At 44.9% G+C, this 25,665-nt stretch carries 27 protein-coding genes and 1 tRNA gene; 16 read left to right on the forward strand and 12 right to left on the reverse strand.

Annotated elements, in window-relative coordinates:
• The first annotated feature begins 54 nt into the window (after positions 1–54).
• From QH73_RS11910 to QH73_RS11920, 3 genes are read left to right on the forward strand one after another with little or no spacing between them, the layout of a single operon-like run.
• Positions 55–2,805: a heavy metal translocating P-type ATPase gene (locus QH73_RS11910; protein WP_039714171.1), complete on the forward strand. Its 2,751-nt coding sequence runs from the start codon at positions 55–57 to the stop codon at positions 2,803–2,805.
• Entirely contained in the window at positions 2,805–3,218 is a 414-nt protein-coding gene (locus QH73_RS11915; protein WP_039714172.1) for a hypothetical protein, read from the forward strand. The genes QH73_RS11910 and QH73_RS11915 overlap by 1 nt, the downstream gene beginning before the upstream one ends.
• A gap of 60 nt (positions 3,219–3,278) precedes the next feature.
• Positions 3,279–5,423, forward strand: coding sequence for a heavy metal translocating P-type ATPase (locus tag QH73_RS11920; protein ID WP_052289850.1), 2,145 nt, complete (start codon positions 3,279–3,281; stop codon positions 5,421–5,423).
• Here QH73_RS11920 and QH73_RS11925 read toward each other — a convergent pair.
• From QH73_RS11925 to QH73_RS11935, 3 genes are all read right to left on the reverse strand, one after another.
• Positions 5,420–6,481: an IS4 family transposase gene (locus tag QH73_RS11925; protein WP_039711121.1), complete on the reverse strand. Its 1,062-nt coding sequence runs from the start codon at positions 6,479–6,481 to the stop codon at positions 5,420–5,422. The genes QH73_RS11920 and QH73_RS11925 overlap by 4 nt on opposite strands.
• A 522-nt stretch (positions 6,482–7,003) precedes the next feature.
• Positions 7,004–7,318: a DUF5132 domain-containing protein gene (locus QH73_RS11930; RefSeq protein ID WP_015155669.1), complete on the reverse strand. Its 315-nt coding sequence runs from the start codon at positions 7,316–7,318 to the stop codon at positions 7,004–7,006.
• 655 nt (positions 7,319–7,973) lie between these two features.
• Positions 7,974–8,156: a DUF454 family protein gene (locus QH73_RS11935; RefSeq protein ID WP_039714173.1), complete on the reverse strand. Its 183-nt coding sequence runs from the start codon at positions 8,154–8,156 to the stop codon at positions 7,974–7,976.
• A gap of 657 nt (positions 8,157–8,813) precedes the next feature.
• Between QH73_RS11935 and QH73_RS11940 the strand changes: the two genes are divergently transcribed.
• Both QH73_RS11940 and QH73_RS11945 read left to right on the forward strand, forming a co-directional pair.
• Complete coding sequence (locus tag QH73_RS11940; protein WP_039714174.1) at positions 8,814–11,069, forward strand: heavy metal translocating P-type ATPase; 2,256 nt, start codon at positions 8,814–8,816, stop codon at positions 11,067–11,069.
• Positions 11,070–11,248: 179 nt separating this feature from the next.
• Positions 11,249–12,541 carry a formylglycine-generating enzyme family protein gene (locus QH73_RS11945; protein WP_052289851.1) on the forward strand — a complete coding sequence of 431 codons (1,293 nt, stop codon included), beginning with the start codon at positions 11,249–11,251 and terminating at the stop codon, positions 12,539–12,541.
• A gap of 134 nt (positions 12,542–12,675) precedes the next feature.
• On the opposite strand, the gene QH73_RS11950 is transcribed toward QH73_RS11945, so the two are convergent.
• The 3 genes from QH73_RS11950 to QH73_RS11955 form a co-directional block, all read right to left on the reverse strand.
• Entirely contained in the window at positions 12,676–12,939 is a 264-nt protein-coding gene (locus tag QH73_RS11950; RefSeq protein ID WP_039714175.1) for a hypothetical protein, read from the reverse strand.
• Positions 12,940–13,188: 249 nt separating this feature from the next.
• Positions 13,189–13,317 (reverse strand): hypothetical protein, encoded by a 129-nt coding sequence (locus QH73_RS28770; protein ID WP_286194096.1) that lies wholly within the window; start codon positions 13,315–13,317, stop codon positions 13,189–13,191.
• 333 nt (positions 13,318–13,650) lie between these two features.
• On the reverse strand, positions 13,651–14,067 hold the full coding sequence (locus QH73_RS11955; protein ID WP_052289852.1) for a pentapeptide repeat-containing protein: 417 nt from the start codon (positions 14,065–14,067) through the stop codon (positions 13,651–13,653).
• Positions 14,068–14,195: 128 nt separating this feature from the next.
• Here QH73_RS11955 and QH73_RS28775 point away from each other — a divergent pair, with 128 nt between their 5' ends.
• Both QH73_RS28775 and QH73_RS11960 read left to right on the forward strand, forming a co-directional pair.
• The gene (locus QH73_RS28775) at positions 14,196–14,324 is read left to right on the forward strand and encodes a hypothetical protein (protein WP_286194097.1); all 129 of its coding nucleotides are present in this window, start codon (positions 14,196–14,198) and stop codon (positions 14,322–14,324) included.
• Complete coding sequence (locus QH73_RS11960; protein WP_132867076.1) at positions 14,290–14,451, forward strand: helix-turn-helix transcriptional regulator; 162 nt, start codon at positions 14,290–14,292, stop codon at positions 14,449–14,451. The genes QH73_RS28775 and QH73_RS11960 overlap by 35 nt, the downstream gene beginning before the upstream one ends.
• On the opposite strand, the gene QH73_RS11965 is transcribed toward QH73_RS11960, so the two are convergent.
• Complete coding sequence (locus tag QH73_RS11965; RefSeq protein WP_165587676.1) at positions 14,387–14,650, reverse strand: hypothetical protein; 264 nt, start codon at positions 14,648–14,650, stop codon at positions 14,387–14,389. The two genes, QH73_RS11960 and QH73_RS11965, sit on opposite strands and share 65 nt — an antisense overlap.
• A 92-nt stretch (positions 14,651–14,742) precedes the next feature.
• Between QH73_RS11965 and QH73_RS27765 the strand changes: the two genes are divergently transcribed.
• The gene (locus tag QH73_RS27765; protein ID WP_039714176.1) at positions 14,743–15,150 is read left to right on the forward strand and encodes a hypothetical protein; all 408 of its coding nucleotides are present in this window, start codon (positions 14,743–14,745) and stop codon (positions 15,148–15,150) included.
• A 99-nt stretch (positions 15,151–15,249) separates the two neighbouring features.
• Here the strand turns inward: QH73_RS27765 and QH73_RS27770 are convergent, their stop codons facing one another.
• Together QH73_RS27770 and QH73_RS27775 are read right to left on the reverse strand one after the other, a co-directional pair.
• The gene (locus tag QH73_RS27770; protein ID WP_201278122.1) at positions 15,250–15,720 is read right to left on the reverse strand and encodes a transposase; all 471 of its coding nucleotides are present in this window, start codon (positions 15,718–15,720) and stop codon (positions 15,250–15,252) included.
• A 38-nt stretch (positions 15,721–15,758) separates the two neighbouring features.
• Complete coding sequence (locus QH73_RS27775; RefSeq protein WP_201278123.1) at positions 15,759–16,241, reverse strand: helix-turn-helix domain-containing protein; 483 nt, start codon at positions 16,239–16,241, stop codon at positions 15,759–15,761.
• Positions 16,242–16,449: 208 nt separating this feature from the next.
• Between QH73_RS27775 and QH73_RS27780 the strand changes: the two genes are divergently transcribed.
• The 4 genes from QH73_RS27780 to QH73_RS11985 all read left to right on the forward strand — a co-directional run bounded on the left by QH73_RS27780 (position 16,450) and on the right by QH73_RS11985 (position 17,913).
• On the forward strand, positions 16,450–16,818 hold the full coding sequence (locus QH73_RS27780; RefSeq protein WP_052289853.1) for a protein kinase domain-containing protein: 369 nt from the start codon (positions 16,450–16,452) through the stop codon (positions 16,816–16,818).
• Positions 16,819–16,885: 67 nt separating this feature from the next.
• Positions 16,886–17,167 carry a tetratricopeptide repeat protein gene (locus tag QH73_RS27785; protein WP_052289854.1) on the forward strand — a complete coding sequence of 94 codons (282 nt, stop codon included), beginning with the start codon at positions 16,886–16,888 and terminating at the stop codon, positions 17,165–17,167.
• A 99-nt stretch (positions 17,168–17,266) separates the two neighbouring features.
• Positions 17,267–17,713, forward strand: coding sequence for a tetratricopeptide repeat protein (locus QH73_RS27790; protein WP_201278124.1), 447 nt, complete (start codon positions 17,267–17,269; stop codon positions 17,711–17,713).
• A gap of 20 nt (positions 17,714–17,733) precedes the next feature.
• Positions 17,734–17,913 (forward strand): hypothetical protein, encoded by a 180-nt coding sequence (locus tag QH73_RS11985; RefSeq protein ID WP_132866977.1) that lies wholly within the window; start codon positions 17,734–17,736, stop codon positions 17,911–17,913.
• Between the two features lie 36 nt (positions 17,914–17,949).
• On the opposite strand, the gene QH73_RS11990 is transcribed toward QH73_RS11985, so the two are convergent.
• Positions 17,950–18,021 (reverse strand) — tRNA-Thr (locus tag QH73_RS11990).
• A 243-nt stretch (positions 18,022–18,264) separates the two neighbouring features.
• Here QH73_RS11990 and argF point away from each other — a divergent pair.
• A complete protein-coding gene (gene argF, locus QH73_RS11995; RefSeq protein WP_039714177.1) occupies positions 18,265–19,188 on the forward strand; it encodes an ornithine carbamoyltransferase in 924 nt (307 codons plus the stop codon).
• A gap of 202 nt (positions 19,189–19,390) precedes the next feature.
• Positions 19,391–20,002, forward strand: a complete 612-nt coding sequence (lexA, locus tag QH73_RS12000; protein ID WP_039714178.1) for a transcriptional repressor LexA — start codon at positions 19,391–19,393, stop codon at positions 20,000–20,002.
• A 166-nt stretch (positions 20,003–20,168) separates the two neighbouring features.
• On the opposite strand, the gene QH73_RS12005 is transcribed toward lexA, so the two are convergent.
• Complete coding sequence (locus QH73_RS12005) at positions 20,169–21,215, reverse strand: glycosyltransferase (RefSeq protein WP_039714179.1); 1,047 nt, start codon at positions 21,213–21,215, stop codon at positions 20,169–20,171.
• 567 nt (positions 21,216–21,782) lie between these two features.
• On the opposite strand from QH73_RS12005, the gene QH73_RS12010 reads away from it, so the two are divergent.
• Positions 21,783–23,264, forward strand: a complete 1,482-nt coding sequence (locus QH73_RS12010) for a DNA phosphorothioation system restriction enzyme (protein WP_039714180.1) — start codon at positions 21,783–21,785, stop codon at positions 23,262–23,264.
• Positions 23,265–23,386: 122 nt separating this feature from the next.
• Here QH73_RS12010 and QH73_RS12015 read toward each other — a convergent pair whose 3' ends face one another.
• On the reverse strand, positions 23,387–24,526 hold the full coding sequence (locus QH73_RS12015) for a YheT family hydrolase (RefSeq protein WP_039714181.1): 1,140 nt from the start codon (positions 24,524–24,526) through the stop codon (positions 23,387–23,389).
• A gap of 216 nt (positions 24,527–24,742) precedes the next feature.
• Between QH73_RS12015 and rpaA the strand changes: the two genes are divergently transcribed.
• On the forward strand, positions 24,743–25,492 hold the full coding sequence (rpaA, locus tag QH73_RS12020) for a two component system response regulator RpaA (protein WP_039714182.1): 750 nt from the start codon (positions 24,743–24,745) through the stop codon (positions 25,490–25,492).
• The last annotated feature ends 173 nt before the right edge of the window (positions 25,493–25,665 follow it).

The following is a 25,665-nucleotide window of genomic DNA, read 5'->3' on the forward strand; positions in this document are numbered from 1 at the left end:
TGGACTAACTAAATTTTTGTGTTTTGTCAGCCACTTTGGAGATAACTGTTTGTCATGATTGCTACAAGCGTTACTAATGATTTGACTCCTACGGTTGCTGCGGTTGAACCAACGATTCAGATCGAAAACATCCATTACCAAGTTGTTCACTGGACTGAGGGACGTTTTCGGATTCGCATCCCCAGACTGGCAGACGATCCAGAATACGTTGGCAAGCTGCATTACTTAGTTGACGGGCTAGATTTTGTCAGTAATATTCAGCTCAACCCAGCCTCTCGCTCGTTGATTGTAGAGTATGACTACGAAGCTAGTGCCAAAGCGATCGCGATCGTTCAAGAAAGGCTATTCAGTGCAATTCAAACAGCGCCGCAAGTAGAAATTCCACTAGGATGGACACCAAAAACAGAGGAGGAAAAAGCGAGTAACGAAGTAGACTTTGTAGAACGGTTAGCTTTTCCTGCGGCTGGTTTAGCACTCTCTGTAGGCGCAATGATAGGCTTACCAATTCCAGGGTTTGTTATTGCTGGCGTAGTATTTGTCGGTGCTATCCCTGTCTTTAAACGAGCATGGGAGGCAATCCAACAAGACAGACAACTGACCATCGACTTCCTTGATGGTTTGGCACTGAGCTTGCATACTTTGCAAGGTCACTACTTTGCACCATCATTCATGCTCGGTTTGGTCGAAGGTGGTGAGGCGATCCGAGACTTGACAGCACGCGGTAGCGAAAGAGCTAACCTCGACTTACTAGATTGCTTAAATAAGACTGCCTTTGTCATCCGTAACGGTGAGGTGGTAGAAATTCCTACAGCTGAGGTAATAGTAGGCGATCGCGTTGTCGTTTATCCCGGCGACCAAATTCCCGTTGATGGCAGTATCATCAGCGGTACAGGCATTATCGACCAATGTAAATTAACAGGTGAATCAGTCCCCGTTACCAGACGCGAAGGTGAAGAAGTGTTTGCTTCCACCTTATTAGTTGACGGGACATTAACAATTGATGCCGAGCGCGTCGGTAACAACACCCGTGCAGGCGTGATTGTCAACCTGATGCAAGCCGCACCAGTACACGATACCAGAGTTGAAAACTATGCGGCAATGGTAGCCAACCAAGCCGTTCTTCCCACACTGGCAATTGGCGCTGGTGTCGGTCTGATGAGTGGCGATTTGAATCGTGCCGTCGCTCTGTTAACTCTAGACTTCGGTACGGGCATCCGCGTCTCAGTCCCGACGACAATCTTATCTGTTCTGACATACACAGCTCGCAACGGTGTCTTGATCCGCAGCGGTCGAGCGATTGAAATTCTTTCCCGCATCGATACAGTTGTCTTCGATAAGACGGGAACCTTAACTGTCGGTCATGCTGGTGTCAACGACATCGATATCATGGACGATCGCTTTACTAAAGATGATGTTTTGTGCTTGGCTGCAACCGCCGAACAAGGATTGACGCACCCAATCGCCGAGGCAATCGTCCATAACGCTAAAGATAAAGGCATAGCGCTGAAAGAATGCGAAGAGTGGGAATACAAAGTCGGTCTGGGTGCAGCAGCCAAAATCGACGGAATGCAGATAATTGTCGGCAGTCCGCGCTTCATGAACCAAGAGAACGTTTCTCTGGATGAATACGATCGCAGGTATCCCGATGCTAAATCCGGCGGACAATCTCTAGTTTACATTGCAGGCGACGGCAAACTCATCGGCGTAGTCCGCTACAGCGATCCAGCTCGCGAAGAAAGTCGGGAAGTCATCGCCGAACTGAAGCGCATGGGTATTACTGCTTACATGCTTAGCGGTGACGTATCGCGAGTCGCGAAAGCCGTTGCTGGTAACTTGGGCATGAATCCCGACAACATCTATGCTGAAGCATTCCCAGAGCGCAAAGTCGAAGTTGTGAAGTCCCTGCATGACAGCGGTAAGACAGTTGCTTTCTGTGGTGACGGAATTAACGACTCAGCCGCACTTGCTTATGCTGACGTTTCGATCTCGTTTGCTGGTGCAACGGATATTGCCAGAGAAACCGCTGATGTCGTGTTAATGGAAGACGATTTACGCGGCTTGCTAATGGCGATTAAAGCGGCAAGGCAGGCAATGGATATCATTTGGCAAAACACGGCGATCGTTGCCGTTCCCAACCTCGGCGCGTTGGTTTCAGGTATCTTCTTCGCCCTCGATCCACTACTCGCTGTCGTCATCAACAACGGTACGGCTATCCTCGCCGAACTCAACGGTCTGCGTCCGTTAATGGGACCAGGAATGGAAATTCCGGCACTCACCGGAGCCAAGGTAGTACCTCAAGAAGCGATTACCGTACCATCAGAAAAACCCGTTCCAGCAGTTAGTGAAACTCCAGTTGTCGAGCCGAAACCGCAGCTTGCTGAAGAAGTTATTACAACTCCAGTTGTCGAGCCAGAACCGCAGCTTGCTGAAGAAGTTAATGTAGCGATCGCGCCCGAAACCAATGGTAACGGACATTATGCCAACGGTAATGGCAACGGACACTATACAAATGGCAATGGTAACGGCAAGCATCCCGCAGTAGAAACAGCGATCGAGCTAGAAAAGGCGAACATGTCATCACCTGTAGGTCATTTAAAGCAGAGTGACTTAGCAAGACGATTGGGAATGTCTCCCCAAACCCTTACCTACCGCAGATCGAGAGCTGATTTCGTTGAATGGAGCATGACTAAAGACCCAGAGGGAGTGGCATGGCTCTACGAACCAGGTTCAAGATACTTCTACACGGTTGAATTCGACAATTCCAACGTCCAGCAAGAACGGCTAGTTGCAGCAGGAGTGCGCTAATGTTTGAACAAATTCAATTGGGAGAAAAGCCCAAGTTCGACTCTAACGTATATGCTGCCTACGATCGCGCTCTGGCTTACGATGAGTTAATTGCCGAGGCATGGGACGGACGCAACCTAGCAGATGCCGATGCCAAGCATGACTCGCACCATACGCTGAATGAGTACCACGCCGCCTACAAAAATCAAAATGGCGAGTATTATATTTACTCATTCACCCACATTGGTTATGTACCCGCGATCGCAGTGACGGCGGAAAAACTCGAAAGAGCGCACGCTGCCGAACCCGAGTCGATCCATGTCGAACATTGTGGCTGGCACGACAGCGACAACCCGCAAGCAAAGGCAATGGAATGGTGGAACAGTCATGTTATTGCTAAACTTGCTAGTCGTGTTGTTCCACAACCAACGTAGTTTAATGTCTGTAGAGACGTTGCACGCAACGTCTCTACAGACCTCATCCCCTCGTTAAAGATGGATTGCCAAGTTATTCACAGCACGGAGGGGCGCTTGCGGATTCGCGTCCCTTCGATCGCCGACAATTCAGAGTATGCCGACAAGCTGAATTGGTTGTTAGAGTCGCTGAATTTTGTCACCAGCATTCGGATCAATCTGGCGGCGCGATCGCTGATCGTAACTTACGAAACTCATTTAGTTTCCGAAACGATCGCCGAAGCAGAACTACTCGATCGCATTCAACGATTCGGTAATGCAGATGGTAGTACCGATCTAGTTCTGCCAGAGACAAAACCACTAGACCGACCGCAGGTCAATGAATGGGAACAACTAGGACTGCCAGCGATCGCCCTCGGACTTGCCTTGGTAGCTGCTCCACTGGAAATTCCGCCTCTAATTATTGGCGCGGCGATCGCAAGTGCTGCCGTACCTTGGTTTAGTCGGGCAACCGAGAGCTTAGTTGTCAATCGCCAGCCCAATGTCGATCTGCTAGACTCCCTGTGGATGACATTTCACACCCTCAACGGGCAGTTTGTCGCTCCGTCACTGAAGACAGCTTTGGTAGGCGTGCGGCGGACTCTGCGCGGTATGAGTGGAGAGGAAAAAGAACGACAATTCCAACAGTTGTTGAATGGCTCCCAACAGCTTGTTTGGGTCGAACGAGATGGGCAAGAAAGGCAAATTGCTTTTCAAGAGTTAGTCGTAGGCGATCGCGTCATTGTCTATTCTGGTGATGTCGTTCCTGTAGACGGGCAAATCTTGCAGGGAATGGCACTAATTGACGAACGGCACTTAACTGGCGATCCGCAGCCAGTTGTTGCTACAGAAGGCGAAGATGTTTGTGCTTCTAGCCGATTGTTAGAAGGTAAACTCTGCATCCAAGCCAAGCGCACTGGTTACAATACCCGTGTCGGATTAGCTTTTCAATTGTTGCAAGCAGAACCCGTATACGACACCCAGATCGGTACGCAGCAGGCAGAATTTGCCAAAAGTGCTGTCGTACCGACTATCTTTTTAGGTGCATCTATTTTTGCCTTGACTGGGACGTATGGTCCGGCAATTACGCCCTTCCAACTCGACTTTGGTAGCGGGATTCAAATTGCCATGCCCACAGCTTTTCTGGGCGCTCTGACGGCTGCGGCACGTCATGGCGTGTATATTCGTAGCGGTCGCGTTTTAGAGTTGCTGGCTCAAGTTGATACTATAGTTTTCGATCGCACTGGAACTCTGACCCAAGGCAATGTAGTTGTAGCCATCCATACCACAGATCCAAGTATCTCTCCTGTGGACGTCTTAACACTTGCCGCCACCGCTGAAGCGTCTCTCAATCATCCCGTAGCAACTGCGATCGTCTATGCTGCTGAAACTCAGGGAATTCAGTTATTGGAATGCGAAACATGGGATTACTTTGCAGGCATGGGAATTGCTTGTCAGATCGACGGGCAAGAAATCCTAGTTGGAGGCGATCGCTTATTGCAACAACACCATGTCGATGTCAGCTGCCTTCAGCCTGAAATTGATGCTAGTACTGACTCCTACATTTACGTGGCTAAAAACGGGCAAGTTATAGGAGCGATCTTCTATACCGACTTTTTACGCCCAGAAAGTGCAGACATAATTGCAACTTTGCAACAATTGCAAATTGAGATTTATGTGGTGACAGAAGACAATCCCAAAGTTGCCAACGCTGTTGCAACGCAACTGGGTATGACTCCTAATTGCGTTCACGCCCATGCGACTAGCCAGAACAAAGCCGAGTTAGTACAAGCACTGTGCCACCACGGTAAGACGGTGGCTTTTGTCGGGGATGGAATTAACGAAGCGGCGGCGCTATCTTTTGCCGATGTCTCAATCTCTTTTGCATCTGGCGACGACATTGAAGTGGAAACCGCAGATGTCGTGCTGTTAGATAACGATTTAGCTGGGATAGTAGAAGCGATCGCTCTAGCCAAAAGAGCGATGGAAATTGTTTATCAAAATGCTGCGATCGTCATCGTTCCTAATCTCGCCGTAGTCACTGGCGGGATCTTCTTCGGTCTCAACCCAATCGTCAATGTCGTCACCAACAACTTTACTGCCTTCCTCGCCGAATTCTTCAACAGTACGCGCCCCCTGTTACCACCAAAAACTTTTTCCACGCAAAAAAGACTGCCAGCAGCCTAAGTACAGGACAAAAATTGTAAAACATTGAGAAATTCAGCGTTTTTTTGCTCCAAGTTTAGGACAATTGCCCGCAAGTGGTCGAAGCCGTAGCGAAACAGGCTCTTAGCTTTACGTCCGTGCTTTTTGATTTTGAGCGGTTTGATTTGATGCAACCACTGCCCTGTAAGGAATGCCCAGCATAAGGCTAGTGTCAATAGAGCTAGGAGTTTGCTCAAGCGTTCTGAATCAGTGAAATGGGTTGATTCTAGACAAAAGCCCCGCGTTTTGAATGTGCCAAATAGGGTTTCAATGCCCCACCGCGCTGCGTAATCAGCGATCGCGGTTGCGGCTGAATTGGGAGTGACTACGACCAATAGCTCGTTATCCTCCAGCCGTAGGGCAGCCACGTACAACCAATAGCCCCACAAGCGACGGCGTTTGGGCAGTACCTGAGTCTGTTGGAGTTTGAGGTGTGCAAAGACAACGCTTGCCTTCAAGCTTTGTCGTCCATTGCTCAAGCAATCACTGGCGCGAATACGAATCCGAAAGGGAAGGGTAGGATGTTTGAGCAGATAGCCAAACCACTCATGTCCGAGAAACTCCCGGTCAGCAGTGAGATAGGCGATTTCACGGTCTGGAAACAGAGCAGTTACTTCCTCCATCAGCTCAATGCGCTCGTTGGTGTTGGAGTTCCCTTTCTTGTCGAGCATCCACCATAGCACGGGAAATGCCATCCCTTGATGAACGATGCCCAAAGTCAGAATGTTGAATGTGGTTTGTCCAAACTGCCACTGAGTCCGATCCAAGCTTAACACCCAAGGTTCAGGGATGCTCATTATTCCCACAATCACTTTAGCTATCTCATAGTAGTTGAGTTCAAAGTTGCGGAAGAAGCGTTGGAGCCGTTTGTAATTTGAGTCGGTTTGCGCTTGTCCCACAAATCCTGTAGCTAATTCAGCCAAATTGACAGTTTTAACGCGAAACAAAGCTATGAGGAACATGGCTAGAAAGCTTAAGCGGGCTCCATGCCATGCCAAATGGGGCTGTAAAGTTTGCCGTAGTAGCGTAACCTGATCCATAGGGTTTCATCGAGAAAATTCGCAATTTCCATGAAACCCTTTTCTTCTCTAGTTTTCAAGGTTTTGTCCTGTACTAAGGCCAGCAGCTAGTAATTTAGCTCTGAATGCGTCAACAGTACCTACTGTTGACAATGGCACGCACCTCAGCAGCAATGGTGCAGCTTGCATCAAGCAAAGCGCTCTAGCAAAGCGCTATTAACTGACCCCTCTCACCTCTTACCTCTCACCTGACTCACTGATGACTGATAACTGATAACTGTACGGGCGGGTTTGGAACCAAGATGATGGCTAAAGCCCGTGAATCTGCTGGCTAAACCCGCCCCTACGACAACTGATAACTGATAACTGATAACTGAAAAAACTCGCCCAGGTAGAAACCTAAAAGCGAGTGTTGAGAGGGTTTTTTAAGAGCGAGAGGGGAAGGCTGTTACCTTCCCGGTTTATAGCGTGTTACGGTAACACTCCTCATCCACTATGAAATTACTCCTCATACACCAAATAAAAACATCCAAAGCTCAGAGCTTATTGAGATACGATTGATACCTCACGGGGAGCTTCTGGAGCGCCATTAGTCGGTTTAGTTCTTTCTGATTTAGCTTCAGCAACTAAATCTTGGAAGGATTCGCCAGCTTCGGCAATCAAACGTTGTCCCTTATCGAATGAGTCAAGGGCAAAAACTAAGCCATTTTTAGCAGCACCTCTTGCCGAGTCCGAAAGAGAGTTACCCGTCATTGAATTAATTGCGCCGATCGCCGGAACTAAAATTAATGCACCAGCACCAATAGTTAATGCTGTAATTGGCTCAAGACCTAGTAACAAAGTCTCTAGTTCGAGCATCTTTATTTATCCTCCAAAAATTACTGAACGGTTAGGTATCGCGTAACTACTATAGATGTAGCCGACAGCTAATTTGACTGTATGAATTAGCCTCTGTTTGCTTCACATCGCACGCTATGTAGCAGACTAATAACTATTAACTACCAGAAATAATGGTTACGCGAAATGTCAGCCACGACAGGGTGAAGTAACAAGGTTGACAATTAGCAAACACAGATACATTTTCTCGTTACTTCGGCATATACCTTTAGTGGTATCGCTTTATTGTAGAATACAATATCTACTAGAAATAAGAGCGTAAATTTAGAAATCTTAAAAGAGCAATAGTATAAATAAATGTAATCTGTTTCGCTATTAAAATACTAGTTTTACTACTAGCAAAATCTCATAATATCTGATACAATTTTTCCTAAATTGCTTTTTATTTATATTTTAAAATTAAATTAAGTCTTATTTGGATGGGGTGAGGGTTCTAGGAGATTTTAAAGCTTTAAAATCTCCTAGAATTACAAAAATGTTATTTACCCACATGGAGAACACTAAATCGATAACTGGATGCGATCGCGGTAATTCTAAGTAATTACCTCTAATCAGATCGATGAGATAAAGCGATTGAGCAACTTTTCAATATTGCTATTATGCTTAATCGCAACTTTCAAAACCAAGCTGCAATAAACATTGACTCAAGAATTGACTCAAGCAGAGTCGCGAAGCAGAAGAAAGCTAAAATCAAAAAAGGAGTTCCTGGTAATATAGGAAGAAGAACTCCTACAATCCCAACCACCAAGCTAATCGTCCCTGCAACTAGTAAAGCAACGTTCTTAAGTGTTTTTAGCATATTTTTTCTCTCCTGTTCTTAGTTTCAACTTTTCAACAACTTCAACTTTCTAAAACTATTGAATGCGCAGAACAGTTTTCAGTATAAATTGAATAAATCGAAGCGAACATCTACCAAGAGGAATGTAACATTAGGTGAGAAATGAGACGCTTTACCTGAATTCTAATCTGCTGTATTTACCCTCCACCCTAGTCAAAGAAAGAGCTATGGCGAGCGATCGCCCGCTTTTTTTGATTAATTCTCTAAATAAGGATTGTAATATTTGAGCATTTTTTATCAGAATATTCAGCTAGTAAAGTCATAGTTTCTTATAGTTTTTATTTTCTGGTTGTGGCGATTGCTGACAACTGACAACTGATAACTGATAACTGATAACTGATTATCCGGTTTCCTAATCATAGAGTTAGGAATATACGAACACTTTGTGACCTGAACTTGTGCTAATAGTAGAAAGCACATGGATAGTTCATCTCAGCTCAAAAGCTGAAAAACGGCACATAGCCCGTCCAATGAACTTTGACTTTATGCAGGAATCAATCGTAACTGTCAAGAAGAGTTTATCCTTCTTGCGGTTCTTGCTTAATTCCTGCATTTTTGTAAAAATCCCCTTAATAATCAAATAAAAAAGTTGTGGATGTTTAATAAGGCGAAAATAATATGCTGCAAGCAATCCAGCCTGAATCCATAGAAGAGCGATCGCTAGAATATGAAGTCATCCACACAATTGAGGGTCGCTGGCGCATCCGCGTTCCTCGGTTAATCGATGACTCAGAGTATGCTAGTAAACTGAAATGGTTATTTGATACTTTCGAGTTTGCAATTTACGTCCGAATTAACTGTCTGGTTGGTTCGCTCGTGCTGGAATATGATGTTTGTGCCATTGCTCCCACACAATTAAAAGAGAAAATTGGCACTGCCATTCAACAGGCTTACGTTATCGAACTACCTGTAGCGACAGCACCCGAACAACTCGACCAAAGACCCGAAATCGATTGGGTAGAACGCCTGGGTTTGCCGATGTTGGGGTTGTCTCTATCTTTACTTGCCAATCAACTAGCAATGCCAATTCCGGCAATCTTGGTAGGCGGCGCAGTGGTTGCCGCAGCTTTACCGTTTATGACGCGAGTGTTCGATACTACGGTAAAAGAAAAGCGCTTAGATGCCGACCTGCTCGATGCGCTGTGGATTAGTCTTTATACTGCCAAAGGCGATTTTGTGGCTCCAGCTTTGATGGTCAGCATGATTGAATCTGGCGAGTTATTACGCGATGTCACCGCCAGTGCCTCAGATCGGCAAGCATTAGATTTAGTGAATAGCTTGGGTGAATATGCCTTGGTAGAACAGGACGGAGAAGAACGGCGAGTTCCGCTCAAAGAAGTACGAATAGGCGATCGCGTTGTTGTCTACCCAGGTAGCATAATTCCTGTTAGCGGTCGCATCCTGCGGGGTAAAGCTTTAATCGACGAACACAAACTTACTGGAGAATCTACCTTAGTTTCCCGCTGTGAAGGGCAGGTGGTACATGCCTCTACTTTATTAGTAGAAGGAAAGCTTTGCGTTCTGGTCAAACGGGTTGGTGATAGTACCCGCATTGGTGTTGCATTCCAGTTAATGCAAGCCGCTCCCGTCCACGATACTCGTGTAGAAGATTACGCCTCAAAACTTGCCAATGCTGCCGTATTACCTACCTTGGGCTTGAGTGCCTTGATTTTTGCCGTGACGCGAGACTTCTCTAGGGCAGTCGCTCCCCTACACCTCGATTTCAGCCAAGGTATTCGGCTTTCCGTTCCCACCACAGTAATTTCTGCACTCTCCTACGCAGCACGCAATGGCGTATACATTCGTAGCGGCAGGGCATTGGAAATGCTAGCGCGGGTCGATACCATCGTATTTGATAAAACGGGAACGCTGACGCAAGGCAATCCGGCTGTCGTGGCAATTCGTACCGCTAGCGATCGCATTGATGCAGATCGAGTCCTGACAGTCGCCGCTTCCGCCGAGCAAACCAACACCCATCCCGTTGCCGATGCGATCGTCCGCTACGCCGAAGCTAACGGCATCGAACGACAGAAGTGCGAAGTTTGGGATTATCAAATTGGCTTAGGTATTGTTGCCCAAATTGTCGGAAAAAGAGTGCTAGTCGGTAGCGATCGCCTGATGCGACAAGAGGGCATTGAGTTGAATGCATTTCACGCTCAATATCCTGATATCACGTCCGGCAACCACTCCCTCGTCTACGTGGCGCAAGATAGCGAACTGCTGGGGGCAATTTTGTACACCGATCCCGTGCGTCCAGAAAGCCATAGCGCCGTTGCCGCTCTCAAGGCTCAACGTTTAGATATTTATACACTCAGCGGCGATCGGCAGCGCGTTGCGAATGAAGTCGCTGAAAAATTAGGCATAGAGCCTGACAATACCTATAGTTCCTGTTCGCCCCTCCAAAAAGTTGAGATCGTTCGCCAACTGCGCGATAATGGATGCACGGTAGCATTTGTAGGCGAAGGCATTAACGATGCTGCGGCGCTTGCCTATGCCGATGTTTCGATTTCGATTGCCTCTGGAAGTGACATTGCCCGGGAAACAGCCGATGTGTTGCTGCTAGACGACGACTTGCGAGGACTGACAAAAGCGATTGAAATTGCCAAAAGGTCAATGGATATCGTCTACCAAAATACAGCTTTAGTTGCCATTCCCAACATTGGAGTTGTACTTGCAGGTATTTTCTTCGCCTTAAACCCAGTTCTTTCAGTCATTATCAGCAACGGTTCTGCCCTCATTGCCGAGTTGAATGCTTTGCGCCCGCTATTCGATGCGGAAGACGATCCGATCGCCAAAATCTCCACCGTTAAGTTTTCTAACTCCAACAAGAGCAATGACATTCCAGATTTCTCACCTGTGATGGCAACTATCTGAATCAGCGATCGGTTATCAGTGACCAGTGACTAGTTATCAGTTATCAGTTATCAGTTATCAGTGGTAATGGGTAGTTGGTAGTTGGCGGTTGGTGGTTGCTCCCCCTACTTCCTTGTCCCCCTTGTCTCCCTTGTTTCATAAAAACCCTAGCCCCCAGCCCCTAGCCCCTAGCCCCTCCTATGGCTAAATGTCCTGTTTGCCAGACGGAATACATTGAAGGCGAGATTGAAATTTGCCCTGTCTGCCATTGGCAACTCAAGCCTTACCCATTTTTAGTTAGCTTACTGCCAGATTGGATCGAGCAAGAGAAAGTCAAACTAGAGTGGGCGCGGAAACAGTGGATGGCAACTAAGTTGCAAAAAGAACAAATGCATCAGTTGCAACTGCAAGTCAAACAAGCTAGACAAAAAGAATCTCATCTTCAGTTTCAGCTAGAACAATCGCTCCTGGAGCGATCGCGCTTGCAAAGTAAATTGTCTCAAGTCGATCGAGAGCGATCGCAACTACAAGTAGAGTTAGAGCGTGTACCATCAACGCTATTGGAGAGCGTACCTACTAGCAGAGCGGAATTTTCATTCTCAGTCCTAACCTTAGACGATCGCGGCAAGCAAATTGACCGTCGTACCAGCTATGCCCAATCGTGGAGCGAAGACTTGGGCGATGGAATCGAATTAGAAATTGTTTCGATCTCATCTGGTACATTTTGGATGGGTTCGCCGCCGCATGAAGAGGGACGGGAAGCCAACGAAGGATCGCAGCACCAAGTTACGGTCAAATCTTTTTGGCTGGGAAAATATCCAGTCACTCAAGCTCAGTGGCAAGCAGTCGCGGCTTTACCTAAAGTCGAGCGATCGCTCAATCCCGATCCTGCTCATTTTAAAGGCGAAGATTTACCCGTAGAACAAGTCACTTGGTACGAGGCAGTTGAATTTTGTGCCAGACTCAGCCGCAAAACTGGGCGCGAGTATCGGTTACCCAGCGAAGCCGAGTGGGAGTATGCTTGTCGGGCGATCGCCTCGACTAAATTCGATCTGAGTCAGGCAGCGTTTAAATACACTGAAGATCGAGAAATCTCTAAAGCACAGGCAACAAAGCCATTTCACTTTGGCGATACAATTGTTTCTAATGTTGCTAACTACGACGGCAACTATACTTACCGCTCTGGAATCCGAGGAACTTATCGACAGCAGACAACTCCTGTAGGTAGCTTTGGGGTAGCGAATGCCTTTGGGTTATACGATTTGCACGGTAATGTCTGGGAATGGTGCGCCGATCCTTGGCACTCCAACTATAAAGGCGCTCCTACCGATGGTGGCATTTGGGATTCTGGTGGAGACGACAGCCACAGAGTGTTGCGAGGCGGTGCTTGGTACTGTATTCCGAAGCTCTGCCGTGCAGCACAGCGCCACTGGGATCGAGCAGATAATGGTGGTAGCGGTATCGGTTTTCGCATCGCCTGTTCTTTTGTTTAGGGAGCAGGGTGTAGTGAGTGGCTAGTGGCTAGTGGCTAGTGGCTAGTGAAGAAAGGGTGTGGGGTGTAAGAATTCTGAATGCGTGAATGCGTGAATGCGTGAATTGTTTTGCTTCCTCAGCTCCTTCAGCTTCCTCAGCTCTCTTTCCCCTGCTCCCTGCTCCCTGCCTCGGCTGGTGCTTCTGCCTGTTTGTAATGAGGCTCCTCGTCGCTACTTTTGTTAGTCTTGCCAGCAGTCTGCTCTTTTTTAGCTTCAGTCACCAACTCTTGCATGTATTCTTGGGCTTGGTGGCTAAACTCCTGCACTCGATCCATGCTGTCTAAACCCCAAACGATAAAAGCTTTTGCCAATGCTCTAGTTGATTCTGCAAGAGATTTATTGAGGTCGTCAGAACTCATATCGGTTAGTCTCAAACTAGATTTTAATTCTGTTTTATCTGTCTTTAAAGGCGATCGATGCTTTTGTCAGTATATTTCGATATTAAAAATACACGACGGCTTTTTCCAGCCAGCTATTTAACAACCAAAATAGGCTTTAGATCGCATAATTAATACTACACCATTCTCGTAGAAAAGCACGCAGTTTCGATCGCAATGCATGTGAAATTGCGATCGCGAGTTCTTTTCAAAAGAGTTCAGTCTGATATTTTAGCAACGCTTGGGTTGTCTGAGTTTGAGTTGGTTCAGCGCCGATCGCTTCTCAACTGTCCACAACACAGCTACGGTAATTGCGATCGCCATAATCCCCAAACCGATACAAATAGCTAGAGTTTCCATATCTCACACTTCCTATGCTTCAAATTTTGTTTGTTAATCGCGTAAATAGATTTTGATCATATACATAAGTTAATATTTCTGCCAAAATGGATACTTAAGTACTAGCTTTAGCTATTTTTTTCACAGATGCAAAGCCATAGCAGCTTTGATTTTCGATCTTTTTCAACCGCTCGAACGCTTAATTTTTGACAGTAAATCTTTAGGAAAAATACAGATTCACACGAAGGCGATCGGGGCTTATTGAAGTAATTGAATATACTTATATGTTTAGCATTTAGGAGCGAAAGCTGTTTTCTATCTAATGAGGTAAGCCAAAGACTATGGTAGTAAAATCTATCCACGGATCGAGCCATCAGGCATAGTTGTTTTAAAAAACTTAGCTTGGGAAAAGTTAGTACGATTCGCGATCGCGGCGTGAAGATTAGCACCGCTTAAATCGGCTTCACTCAGATCGGCTCCGGTGAGCTCGGCTCCACTCAAACTAGCTCCCGTCAAGTTTGCGCCAATCAGATATGCATTAGTGAGATTAGCACCACTGAGATCGGCATCAGTTAAATCGGCAATATTGAGGTTAGCCCAAGTCAAGTTTGTAGCACAGAGATTGGCTTTACTTAAATTAACAGCGCACAGATAAGCTCGGATTAATGTAGCTCGACTCAGATTTGGCACAACTCCCCCATTCTTTTTGCGCCAATCATTCCAAACTGCTATTCCTTGAGTTAGTAGAGCAAGTTGCACCGGATCTGCCATTTTATTGCCTTAACCTGAGGGAGTTTTACGCTCTTTAAGTCTAAGTTACAACGTCTAAGTTGCAACGTCTAAGTTATAACTCAAGTGGAAAGCAGCGTGAAGCATACTAACTGCTCGATTTAGTCATTATGCCGCAAGTCCTTCAACAGATGGCGGCGGACGCGATCGCACTTGATTTTCTTGGAATTTCTCAAGTGCATTTCGCCGCTCATTCAACAGCGGATGGAACAAGCGAAGCTACTGCTGACAACCACTGACTTAGCCGCCACGATTGCTTTACAATTGGTGTTTTCCAGTCAAAGCCATCTAACACAATACTTTAAGCAGCTAACTGGAATGATACCGAAAGCTGAATCATTCCACTTCCTTTGGACGCACGGCTAAATCTGCACGTCCACGCCGCCGTAGTTGCCACACACGTTTGCGATCGACGATGAATTTTATCTGGATTCGTTGTCACTTTCAAGTCATTGCAAGAATCACCAAAGCAGCCAAGCATTAGAACTGAGTACGCTTCAAATAGATAGAACCAAGAAGATGAAAGATGAAATTCATCTATCGTGGCATCACCTACGAGTGTCACCCTTCTGAAACTCCAAAGCGCTCATTTCAGAGAGTTCGACCTGTAGAAGTTTCAGACAGACTAAGAGAAACGTCATATTCAAGAAATCATTTTTGGCAAACGTCACTAAAGTTCCTGGGATTAAGTATAAAGAAGTAGGAAACTTATATGGGTTAAGAAATTGGAGCGCCCAAGTTTTGAAGAGTGATGGAAGAGCGTTAGATATAGGAGTTGCACTATTAGTGCTGAAAGAATCTTCAGCCATAGCAGAGCGAAGTCCCAATACGCAAATAGCAATTGTACCCTTTGGCGATTCTGGTGTTAATTATAGTGGCTATCCAGTTAATAGAGAAAATCTAGATAAGTTTTTCCCTGCTAGTGATTTCAAACTTGGCAACTATCTCGATTTTCTTGGCGGTCAAATTCCTTGTGCTTCTACCAACCTTTACGAGCCTGTAACTAAAACCATCAACTTTTTAAGCAGCACAGAAGATAGTCGCTTTTATAGCGAGTCTAAGTGAATCGTGATAAAGCATCGTAGTTTTTAAAATCAGAAGATTAAAGAGTTTTAAGCCAACAAAAAGCTAAGTTTTGCGGCGGAGTACTCCGACCGCAAATACTTAGAGCTGAAACAGACGTTTAACGCTCTTAAAACTTTTCCCAAAACGATAAAATCTTCTGAGCAGAGTTTTCAGTTGTAACCAAATAGCTTCAACTGGATTTTCTTGAGGTGCATAAGGAGCAAATCGAATCCAGGTAATTTTCCAATTTTCAGGAGAAACTCCTTCATTTTGTTCAGCGAGAAAATCTCTCATTACTTGCCCTCGATGATAACTAGCTCCATCCCAAATCAATAAAATTCTAGAGCTGGGATGTTTCGCTATTAATTTTTTGACAAATTCTACTGTTAATTCTCCATTAGCTGTTGATTCAGAAACCAGAATAAACTCTTGAGTGAATTCTAACGCGCCATAATAAGTTTGTCGTTCTTTGGGATTGAGAATAGGAATTTTTTGAGGATTTTTTATCAAATTCCAAATATAGCCGACTAGATCGTTCCAAAGAAGATGGCATTCATCTATAATATACACAACTAGCTCTCCAGATTGAATCTGGGTTCGATGCTTCTCTAGTAACTCCGCAATTTCTCGGTTTTTTTTGAGATGGCTTCTGGATCTTGACGCGGATGAGTTTGTTCTCCTTTTTGCCAAGTTATTCGCGCTTCTTTCAAGATTTGATAATAACTCTGTCGGGATTGGAAAACTACATCATACTGTTCAATTAGATGAATTTCTAAATCTGAAATATCCCAAGCTTTTTGCTCGATTAACCAGTCAATTACCGCTTGTCTTTCAATTTGAGTTAAATAACCTTTTCCTCCTTGATAGGAAGACTTTAAAGCGGTCAATCCTCCTGACTTAAAAGCTTGATTCCATTTAGTAATAAATCCTCCAGAAACTTCTAAAATTTTGCTTATCTGTCGATATTTATAGCCTTCTATAGCTAGTTTAACAGCTAAAGCTCTCCCCATCTCTTTTTCATCTGGATGACTTTTAATGAAATCTTTTAAAAGCTGAATTTGTTGCTCTTTGGATAGATGGTTTAGCTTCATGTAAGTTTTTAACAGGTTTTGATATCAACATTTTCATTTTACCTGTTTATCTCTAACTTCTGTTCACGATTGGCTTAGACTCGCTATAGAAGAAAAAATCGGTGAAGGTGGTTTCGCCATTACTTATAAAGGATTTGACATAACTCATTCTAAATGTATTTCTATTAAAGAAAACTGACCTGAAAAAGCTAGCAGACAGAGAAAAAGTGTGATTTGGTCTTCTAGTATCACGCCTCAAGAATGGCAAAAACAGCTTCAAGAAGTGAGGCATGAAGCAGAGCGAATCAAAAAATGTAACCATCCCAGTATTGTCGAAGTCTATGAATCTTTTGAAGAAAACAATACTGCATACATGATTATGGCTTTTGTTGAAGGTAAAACTTTGGCAAAAATTCTTAAAGAACAAGGTTTTCTTCAAGAAGATCGTGTTAAGCGTTACTTTATTCAGATTGCTGAAGCTCTGCAAGTTATTCATGCTAACCAAATTTTGCATAGAGATATTAAACCCGATAATATTCTGATTAACGATCGCAATTTACCAATACTGAGGAGTTCTAGGGCTTGTCAATTGCCGTAAGTCAAATTGGTTAGAAGCAGTCAATCAGTTACAGCAGGCAGTTAATCTAGCGCCAAATGAATCTTGGATGCAAGCCAACTTAGCTTGGGCATTTGGCAAATTGGGTAAGTGGCAACAAGCTGAGACTGCTGTATCAAAAGCACTTCAACTCGATAATACTTCTACTTTTGCTTTAGGACTACAAGCATGGATTGCTATAAATCAACAGCAATGGAAACCAGCAATTCGCGCTGCTAGGCTTGCGATCGCTAAGTCTAAACAAACTCACACTCATCAGTTTCAGGAACTACAAAATTGGGTATATCCTTGCCTAACGATTGCATTAGATAGAGCAGTCACTTCTAAGTAGGCTCATGATGTAGACAGGTGCATTCAAGAGTTTATAACTCAAGTAACTAACAGTTCGTTTGTTTGGGGTTTCAAAGGTTGGAAGCAAGCATCTCTTGGTTTGTGGGCTGATGCCATACCAAATTTTCAACAAGCAAAATGTCAGGCACAAACACCTAGCTGGGTATTGTTGAATTTAGGAATTGCTTACGAACACCTGCAAAATATTCAAAAAGCGATCGAAGTCTATGAAGCTTGCTGCCAAAGATTGCCCAACGATCCCTTTACTTTATTTCGTCTAGGCACACTCTTGGGACAACAGAGCCAATGGTCGCAAGCACGCTCATGCTTAGAAAAGGTAATTCAGTTAAAACCAGAATATGCAGAGGCACAACATAATTTAGGTTGGGTTTTACTCAACATTAAGGATCGGGATGGCAATGTTACAAACTTTCGTGAAATGCGATCGGCTTATCGTCAAGCAGTCGAACTATATTCACAGCAGCAAAAATACGATTTAGCACAGGCTGTTAAACAAGCCTTTCACGCGGTTGGAGTTGAGCTTTAGTTAGAATGTAGCTCATCAGTGTGTACCTTGTCCCTACTAGTTCCTTGCCGCAAGGGCGCTTGAGTGCGATCGCATCCCCAAAAGAAGAATACAACTATGGCGACTGGTCAGTTACTACCATACCAAGTTTAACTGGCAGCATGTTGAGAGCGCGTCACAAGCCTATGTGCGCCCCTAACTCTGACGAGCGCGCTCACTAGGGGCTAAAATACTTTTCTAGCAAGGAGCAGAAAAAAAGCTGGTGACGGGATTTGAACCTGCGACCGGCTGATTACAAATCAGCTGCTCTACCACTGAGCTACACCAGCACAATTGATTATGTTAGCAAACTTGCTCGACATTTAGCAAGACTGTGAAAGCCTATGTAGAGCTTATGTCGAGTTTTTAATCCCCGCCAACTGAAGAACTGACTGTTCTATCTGTCAAAAATCTGCTACTTTCTAAAGAATCAGTACTTTTTTGACACAGCGAAAAATCGAAATGAGGCAGGCTGTGTCAATTTTCGTTTATGACAGCTTCTTACTCACCGTTCTTTATTTATCACAGGCAGCATGGCAGAGTTGAAGGGAAGAGATTTACTAAGTCTTGCCGATTTAACTTCAGAGGAAGTGACAGCATTGCTACAACTGGCAGCGCAGTTAAAATCAGGACAGCTAAAGCCTCAGTGCAATAAAGTTTTAGGACTGCTATTTTACAAAGCTTCCACCCGCACTCGCGTCAGCTTTACTGTAGCAATGTATCAATTGGGAGGACAGGTAATCGATCTTAACACCACCACAACCCAAGTGAGCCGTGGCGAACCTGTAGAAGATACAGCACGAGTTTTAGATCGATATTTGGATATTCTATCGATTCGGACTTTTGAGCAGCAACAGCTGGAAACTTTCGCCCATTATGCCAAAATTCCTGTGATTAACGCTCTGACCGATCGCGAACATCCTTGTCAAATACTGGCAGATTTGCTGACAGTAGAAGAATGTTTTGGCAAGTTGAAGGGACTAACTTTGACTTATGTAGGTGATGGTAACAATGTCGCCCATTCTTTGCTGCTAGGCTGTGCCTTGGTGGGTATGAATGTCAAAATTGCCACTCCCGCTGATTTTAAACCTTTAACAGAAATTGTCGAGCAAGCTAAAGCGATCGCCTTACCAGAAACTGAAATTATTGTCACCGAAGATCCAGAAGCAGCAGCTAAAGGATCGCACGTCATTTATACCGATGTCTGGGCAAGCATGGGACAAGAATCAGAAGCTGATTCCCGCATTCCAATCTTTCAACCCTACCAAGCCAACGAACAATTGTTAAGTCTTGCCGATCCAGAGGCGATCGTTTTACACTGTCTCCCAGCCCATCGCGGCGAAGAAATAACTACCGATGTCATAGAAGGTTCCCACTCCAAAGTCTGGGATCAAGCTGAAAATCGAATGCACGCTCAAAAAGCTTTACTAGCTAGTTTGTTGGGAATTGGGGACTAGGAGACAAGGGAGAGGGGGGAGACAAGGGAGAAATTAGATTTGAGGTGCGCGAATTTTGGCTTGAATTCTTCTGACTCTTAGAATCCCTAACTCCTAATTTTTGACTTTTGACTTCTTCTAAAAACTTTTTTTTGCCATTAGGGGCAATTTTGTAGTACGACTGTTCTAAGAGGTCTATATCGCGATTGAAACACACTAAACTATGGAACCCCTAACGGTAGCTCAACAAGAACTATATGACTGGTTAGCAGAATACGTGCGGCAATACCAGCATTCACCTTCAATTCGCCAGATGATGCAAGCGATGAATTTGAAATCGCCTGCACCCGTGCAAAGTCGATTGGAACATTTACGCGCCAAAGGATACATTGAATGGACGGAAGGTAAAGCACGGACGATCCGCATTTTACAATCCCATTCTCCCCAACAGAGTATCCCAGTTCTGGGTGCGATCGCAGCTGGCGGTTTGGTCGAACCATTTACCGATGCTGTCGAACACCTAGATTTTGAAAAGCTATTTTTACCACCTGCAACTTTTGCGTTGCGGGTGATTGGTGACAGCATGATTGAAGATTTAATTACCGAAGGCGATCTCGCAATCATGCGTCCAGTTGCCAGTCCAGAACAGGTAAAAAATGGCACGATCGTTGCAGCTAGGGTAGACGGACACGGTACGACCTTAAAACGCTTTTATCTTCGTGGCGATCGCGTGACGCTCAAACCCGCTAATCCTAAATACAAGCCGATAGAGATCGCCGCCAAGCAAGTCCAACTGCAAGGCGTTCTCTTAGGCGTGTGGCGCGGCTATAACTAGGGAGCAGGGAGCAGGGGAAAAGAGCTGAGGGAGCTGAGGGAGCTGAGGAAGATGGGGGAGATCGAATAACTAACTGGTCACTGGTCAGGAGTCACTGGTTACTGTCACCCCACACCCCACACCCTTTCTTCACTAGTCACTGGTCACTAGCCACTAGCCACTCTCCCTACTCCCTATGCCGCTCTAAACATCGCTTCAAGCTACTAGCTACAGCTAAGAAAGGCACTAGGAATAGTGCCGCTATGACTTTTAAGGAGCAACTACACTTGAGAGCTTCTCGAATTTGAGCTTTTGTAGCGGTTAGATCGCCTCTACTAAGGACTCTGAAAGCATTTCTTAAAGCATATAAGGCGCATTCTTCCATCGCTCGTTTTGCTATGCGCTCGGCTGTGGATTTTGGTAAATACGAGCGGGTAGTTTCAATACTCTGACGCATATTGACAATGTTTTTTCCCGTTCTCACAAAGGCAGAAGTCTGAGACCTAGAGTGGACGCGAAAACAAGCTAGTACTTGTGGCTCGAACCAAATAGGGTAGTGTGCGGCAATTCTCCGCCACATTTCGTGGTCGCAAGCACCATACAATTCTGGACGAAAGCCACCCAAGTGTTCGTAAACACTGCGCTTAACCACCATCGCTGGTGGATCGACAAGCGAGTATACTGCAATGCGTTTGAGAAAGTTAGGAATTATACCAGAGGTACTTCTTTCTAATGAAGATAAATAATTTTGCTGGCGATCGTTCTCGTCAATGTGTGCGTGCCGACAATACGCCGCACCTATACTTGGTTCTTGGGTAAATGCTGCTTCTAAAGACTGATAAAATCCTGGTAAAACAATATCGTCATCGTGCAGAATATGAATTAACTGACCGCGAGCGCGACGAATGCAAGTGTTGAGATTTTCAACCATGCTGACGGTCTGAGGCTGTCTGTAAACAGAAATTCTGTGCTGTTTAGCTAATTGCTGAATTAGAAATTCAATCTCAGGGTTAGTAGAACAATTATCAATTAGTTCAATTTGAATTCGCTCTGCTGCATATTCTCGCGTCTGCTCTATAACACTGGCGATCGCTTGCTCTAGATATGTTGTGCGGTTATATATCGGAATCATCACAGACCACATCGGTCTTGCTACATCTGGAGGAAGTGGATCGATGGCATTTGAGCTTTTCTTGACTTCGGTTAAACTATAATCTGTGTTGTTGCTGAGCATCTTTATTTTTAAACTGACTCTGCTTCGGATGAAGCCCACCACTAGAAAAAATAGAATTTACAAAGTTTACTTGGAAAGCTAAATTTAAGCTTTAACTCTCTTCAAATCAAACACAATTTTATTCGACCGCTTGTATTTTTCTTATTTTTGATAACCTGTATTGAAATTGAACCTGACTAATTGCATACAAAATCTGTAGCAGCGATCGCTACCAGTATGCAACCAGAACTCGTATAGATTTTATCGATCTCTGCTTTGAAGTCACATGAAATTTTTACGGTTGATCTTGAAATTTGATATGGCAAATTATACTAGAATCCGAGGAAAAAAAATAGCACGTCGAACTCTGATTTTAAGCATAGGCTTTGAGCAGCTATGAACTAACTAAACTTAGGCTCAAATGATAGTGGCTACCAATATCGATCCTGGTAGATTCATTTTGAGTTATTTGTGACAAACTTTTTTGTAGATAGAAAACTATACTACCATAAAGGTATAAATTATGACATTAGAGCCAGTCATGCTTCTGTTCTTCAAGCGTATTGCTTCAGATGGGATTTAAAGTCAATGTATCTTACGCAGAGTTCAGTCAAATACCCGCTTGATGCCCGATCGCAGTTAAAATTATTTGTTGCCAAGGAAGAACGAGGCAAGTACCAACCCCAAACGACACCAAAATCCTTACCGATACCGGGATGTCCGAGAATACCCCGATCGCTACAGTTGCGATCTTATCAGCGCCAAGCCATGACTAATTGGTTTGCCAATCGCGGTAGGGGAACGTTGAAAATGGCAACGGGTAGCGGTAAAACAATTACAGCTTTAGCGATCGCCTGCGAACTCTATCAAAGAATTGGCTTGCAAGCCTTAATCGTTGTCTGTCCGTATCGCCATCTCGTCACCCAATGGGCGACAGAAGCCGAAAAATTTGGTTTGCAGCCGATTTTAGCCTTTGAAAGTCTTCGGCAGTGGCAAAGTCAGCTATCTACAGGACTATATAACGTCCGCGCTGGCAGTCAGCCCTTTGTTACTGTCATCGCGACCAACTCAACTCTAATTGGCGAAGGCTTTCAATCTCAATTGAAATATTTCCCAGAAAAAACCCTAATAATTGGCGATGAGGCACATAACCTTGGTGCGCCTCGTTTAGAACAAAGTCTACCCCGCCAAATTGGACTGCGCCTGGGTTTATCTGCTACACCAGAAAGATACTTCGACGAGCAAGGCACGGAATTTATTCTTGACTACTTTGGCACAGTCCTACAACCAGAACTCACTTTAGCTGATGCCATTCAACAAGGGGCATTAGTCCGCTATCTTTACTATCCGATTTTGGTAGATCTGACTGCTACCGAAGCGCAAGCCTATGCAAAACTGACGACGAGAATTGGTTGGGCGATCGCATCCCAAGAAAACGGTGCAGAAAGCGATGTTACGCCATTATTGATGCAGAGAGCTAGATTAGTTGGCGCAGCAGCTAATAAGATTGATGCTTTACGTCAGTTAATGCGAAACCGTCGCGATACATCCCACACCCTATTTTATTGCGGCGATGGAACGACTGAAGATGAGCGTATCTCGGCAAGCGATCGCCAGATTGCAGCCGTCGTCAGAATGTTAGGAGTGGAACTCGGTTATCGCGTCAACACTTACACCGCCGATACCCCTTTAGCAGAACGGACAAAGTTGCGCCGTCAATTTGAAACAGGAGAATTGCAAGGTTTAGTAGCAATTCGTTGTTTAGATGAAGGTGTCGATATTCCTGCCATCCAAACCGCTGTCATTCTGGCTAGTAGCAGTAATCCGCGCCAATTCGTACAACGACGCGGCAGAATTTTACGCCCTCATCCAGGTAAAGAACGCGCTACATTATTCGACGCGATCGTTTTGCCCCCAGAATTAGATCGCGATACATGGGAAGTCGAACGCAATCTTCTGCGCAAAGAATTACGCCGATTTATCGAATTTGCCGATTTAGCCGACAATGCTGGAGAAGCCAGAATGAAATTGCTCGATTTGCAGAAAAAATACGGCTTGCTCGATGTTTGATGGGAGCAGGGAGCAGTTATCAGTGACCAGTGACCAGTGACCAGTTAATTCTCACTTACGACTTACGACTTGTCCCCACACCCTACACCCCACACCCCACACCCTTTCTTTACTGATAACTGTTAACTGTCAACTGATAACTGACTGTCAATCCACTCCAAAACTCGATTCCACGCCCACCAAGGATCGGGATCGGCAAAACGCTGCTGACAGGCGCGATCGCTCATGTAGTTGACATGTCCGCCGTAGCGAGTTAATAGTAGATCGAGCTGAGGATTGCGATCGCACGCTGCTTGCAAGTCTGGCACGATTGCCGGATCGAACATCGGATCGTTAGCAGCATAAATAATCAGCGTCGGTTTTTGTAACTGCGGCAGTATATGCAAACCGCTACTTGCCTCGTAATAAGCCTCTACCGAAGGAAACCCCAGTTTCTCAATTACCAATTCGTTATCAAAACCCCAAATACTATTAGCTTTTTCTATCGCAGCAGGATCGATCGCGCCTGGGTGTGCTTCGTAGATCTGCCATGCCAATTTTTTCAACTGCTTGGCGATCGTTTGTTCCAACTTTCTCCCCAATGGGTGCTTTACCAAATAAGATAGCGATCGATTTGAATCCAAACTCGGACAAATCACTGCTGCTCCCCCAATTTCATTAGGAGCCAGGGAAATTTTAGATTTTAGATTTTGGATTTTGGATTGAAATTGCTTCTTGTCTTCTCGACTTCCGAATTCCGAATTCAGAATTCCGAATTCATTTTGTGCCGCCTTCACTCCCCACAAAGCCAATTGCCCGCCGAGGGAAAAGCCTGTAAACCAAAATGGTGCGGGACAACCCATTGCTTTTGCTTGAGCGGCGATGCAAACAAAATCTTCTCCTTCGTATAACCCATCAGAAGTTAAAGTTGGCGATAACTGAGCTGTTTTCCCGTGCCCCCGCCAGTCAAATAGAACTACAGCATAGCCTTGAGCAAAAGCTTTGCGTCCTAAAAGTCTTAAAAACCACTGATTTTCCAAAGTACCTGTAATACCATAAGTCCCAACGATCGTGGCTTTGGGATTTTCGGGAATTGCTACCCAACCAAAGATTGGTACTTCTCCAGCACCGTGAAAAATAACTGCTTCATAATCTGGCTCTGGGTGGCTAGTCGTTTTTTCCCAGTCTTTGCTTGCCCAAAGCGCAGTGTAAACCGTCATGGCTAAGCCGTTGCGCAACCACCAAGGCGGCGTAAAGTCGGAATTCAATTGTTCTCGATGCATTTCAGTTATCAGTTGTCAGTTGTCAGTTGCCAGCGAACTCTCGCCTCTTGCCTCTCAAACTCGGCGATCGCATTCAATTTTCATCACTTTGTTACAACATTCACCACATGAGCGATAGCTAATCTTTAGAATCATCCGTATAATCAGTACAGCAATCTTTGTATCTGCCCAAGGTTCTTATTGTTCATTAACATTTGTTAATCTGATTTAATAATAATGGCACGAATACTTGTAATTGATGACGATCCAGCAATCTCCGAATTGGTTGCCGTGAACTTAGAGATGGCTGGCTACGATGTCAGTCAAGCAGAAGACGGAATCAAAGGACAGGCTCTCGCACTCCAGTTGCAGCCAGACTTAATTATGCTCGATCTGATGCTACCTAGAGTAGACGGCTTTACAGTTTGCCAGCGTTTGCGGCGCGACGAACGGACGGCTGAAATTCCCGTACTCATGCTCACAGCCCTAAGCCAAACCCAAGATAAGGTTGAAGGTTTCAATGCAGGTGCAGACGACTATTTGACAAAACCGTTTGAAGTTGAAGAAATGCTGGCTCGCGTCCGTGCCTTACTCCGGCGCACCGATCGCATCCCTCAAGCAGCTAAGCATAGCGAGATCCTCAACTACGGTCCTCTAACTCTGGTTCCAGAGCGTTTTGAAGCTATCTGGTTTACTGAAACTGTCAAATTGACTCACCTAGAATTTGAGTTACTCCACTGCTTGCTTCAGCGTCACGGGCAGACTGTTTCGCCTAGCGACATTCTCAAAGAAGTCTGGGGCTACGATCCTGACGATGACATTGAAACTATTCGCGTCCACATTCGTCACTTACGAACCAAGCTAGAACCAGATCCTCGCCATCCTCGTTATATCAAAACTGTTTATGGTGCAGGCTACTGTTTGGAACTACCGAGCGTAGAGCAACTAGAGGAAGTAGCTGTAGGTCACGGTAGCAGTCACGAATAAGTCAATATTTTTACAAAAATAGCTAGAGTTAACTTTAATTGTTTGCTCTAGTTGTCAGGAGAAAATGCAGTTGATTTCATCTGCATTTGTCCATTTTTCTGATATTATATTTTTAATCATATAAATCTAATTCAAAATTTTAAGAACAAACAGATTTTGAGAATTAACTAAAA

Source organism: Scytonema millei VB511283 (assembly GCF_000817735.3).
GTDB lineage: Bacteria > Cyanobacteriota > Cyanobacteriia > Cyanobacteriales > Chroococcidiopsidaceae > Chroococcidiopsis > Chroococcidiopsis millei_B.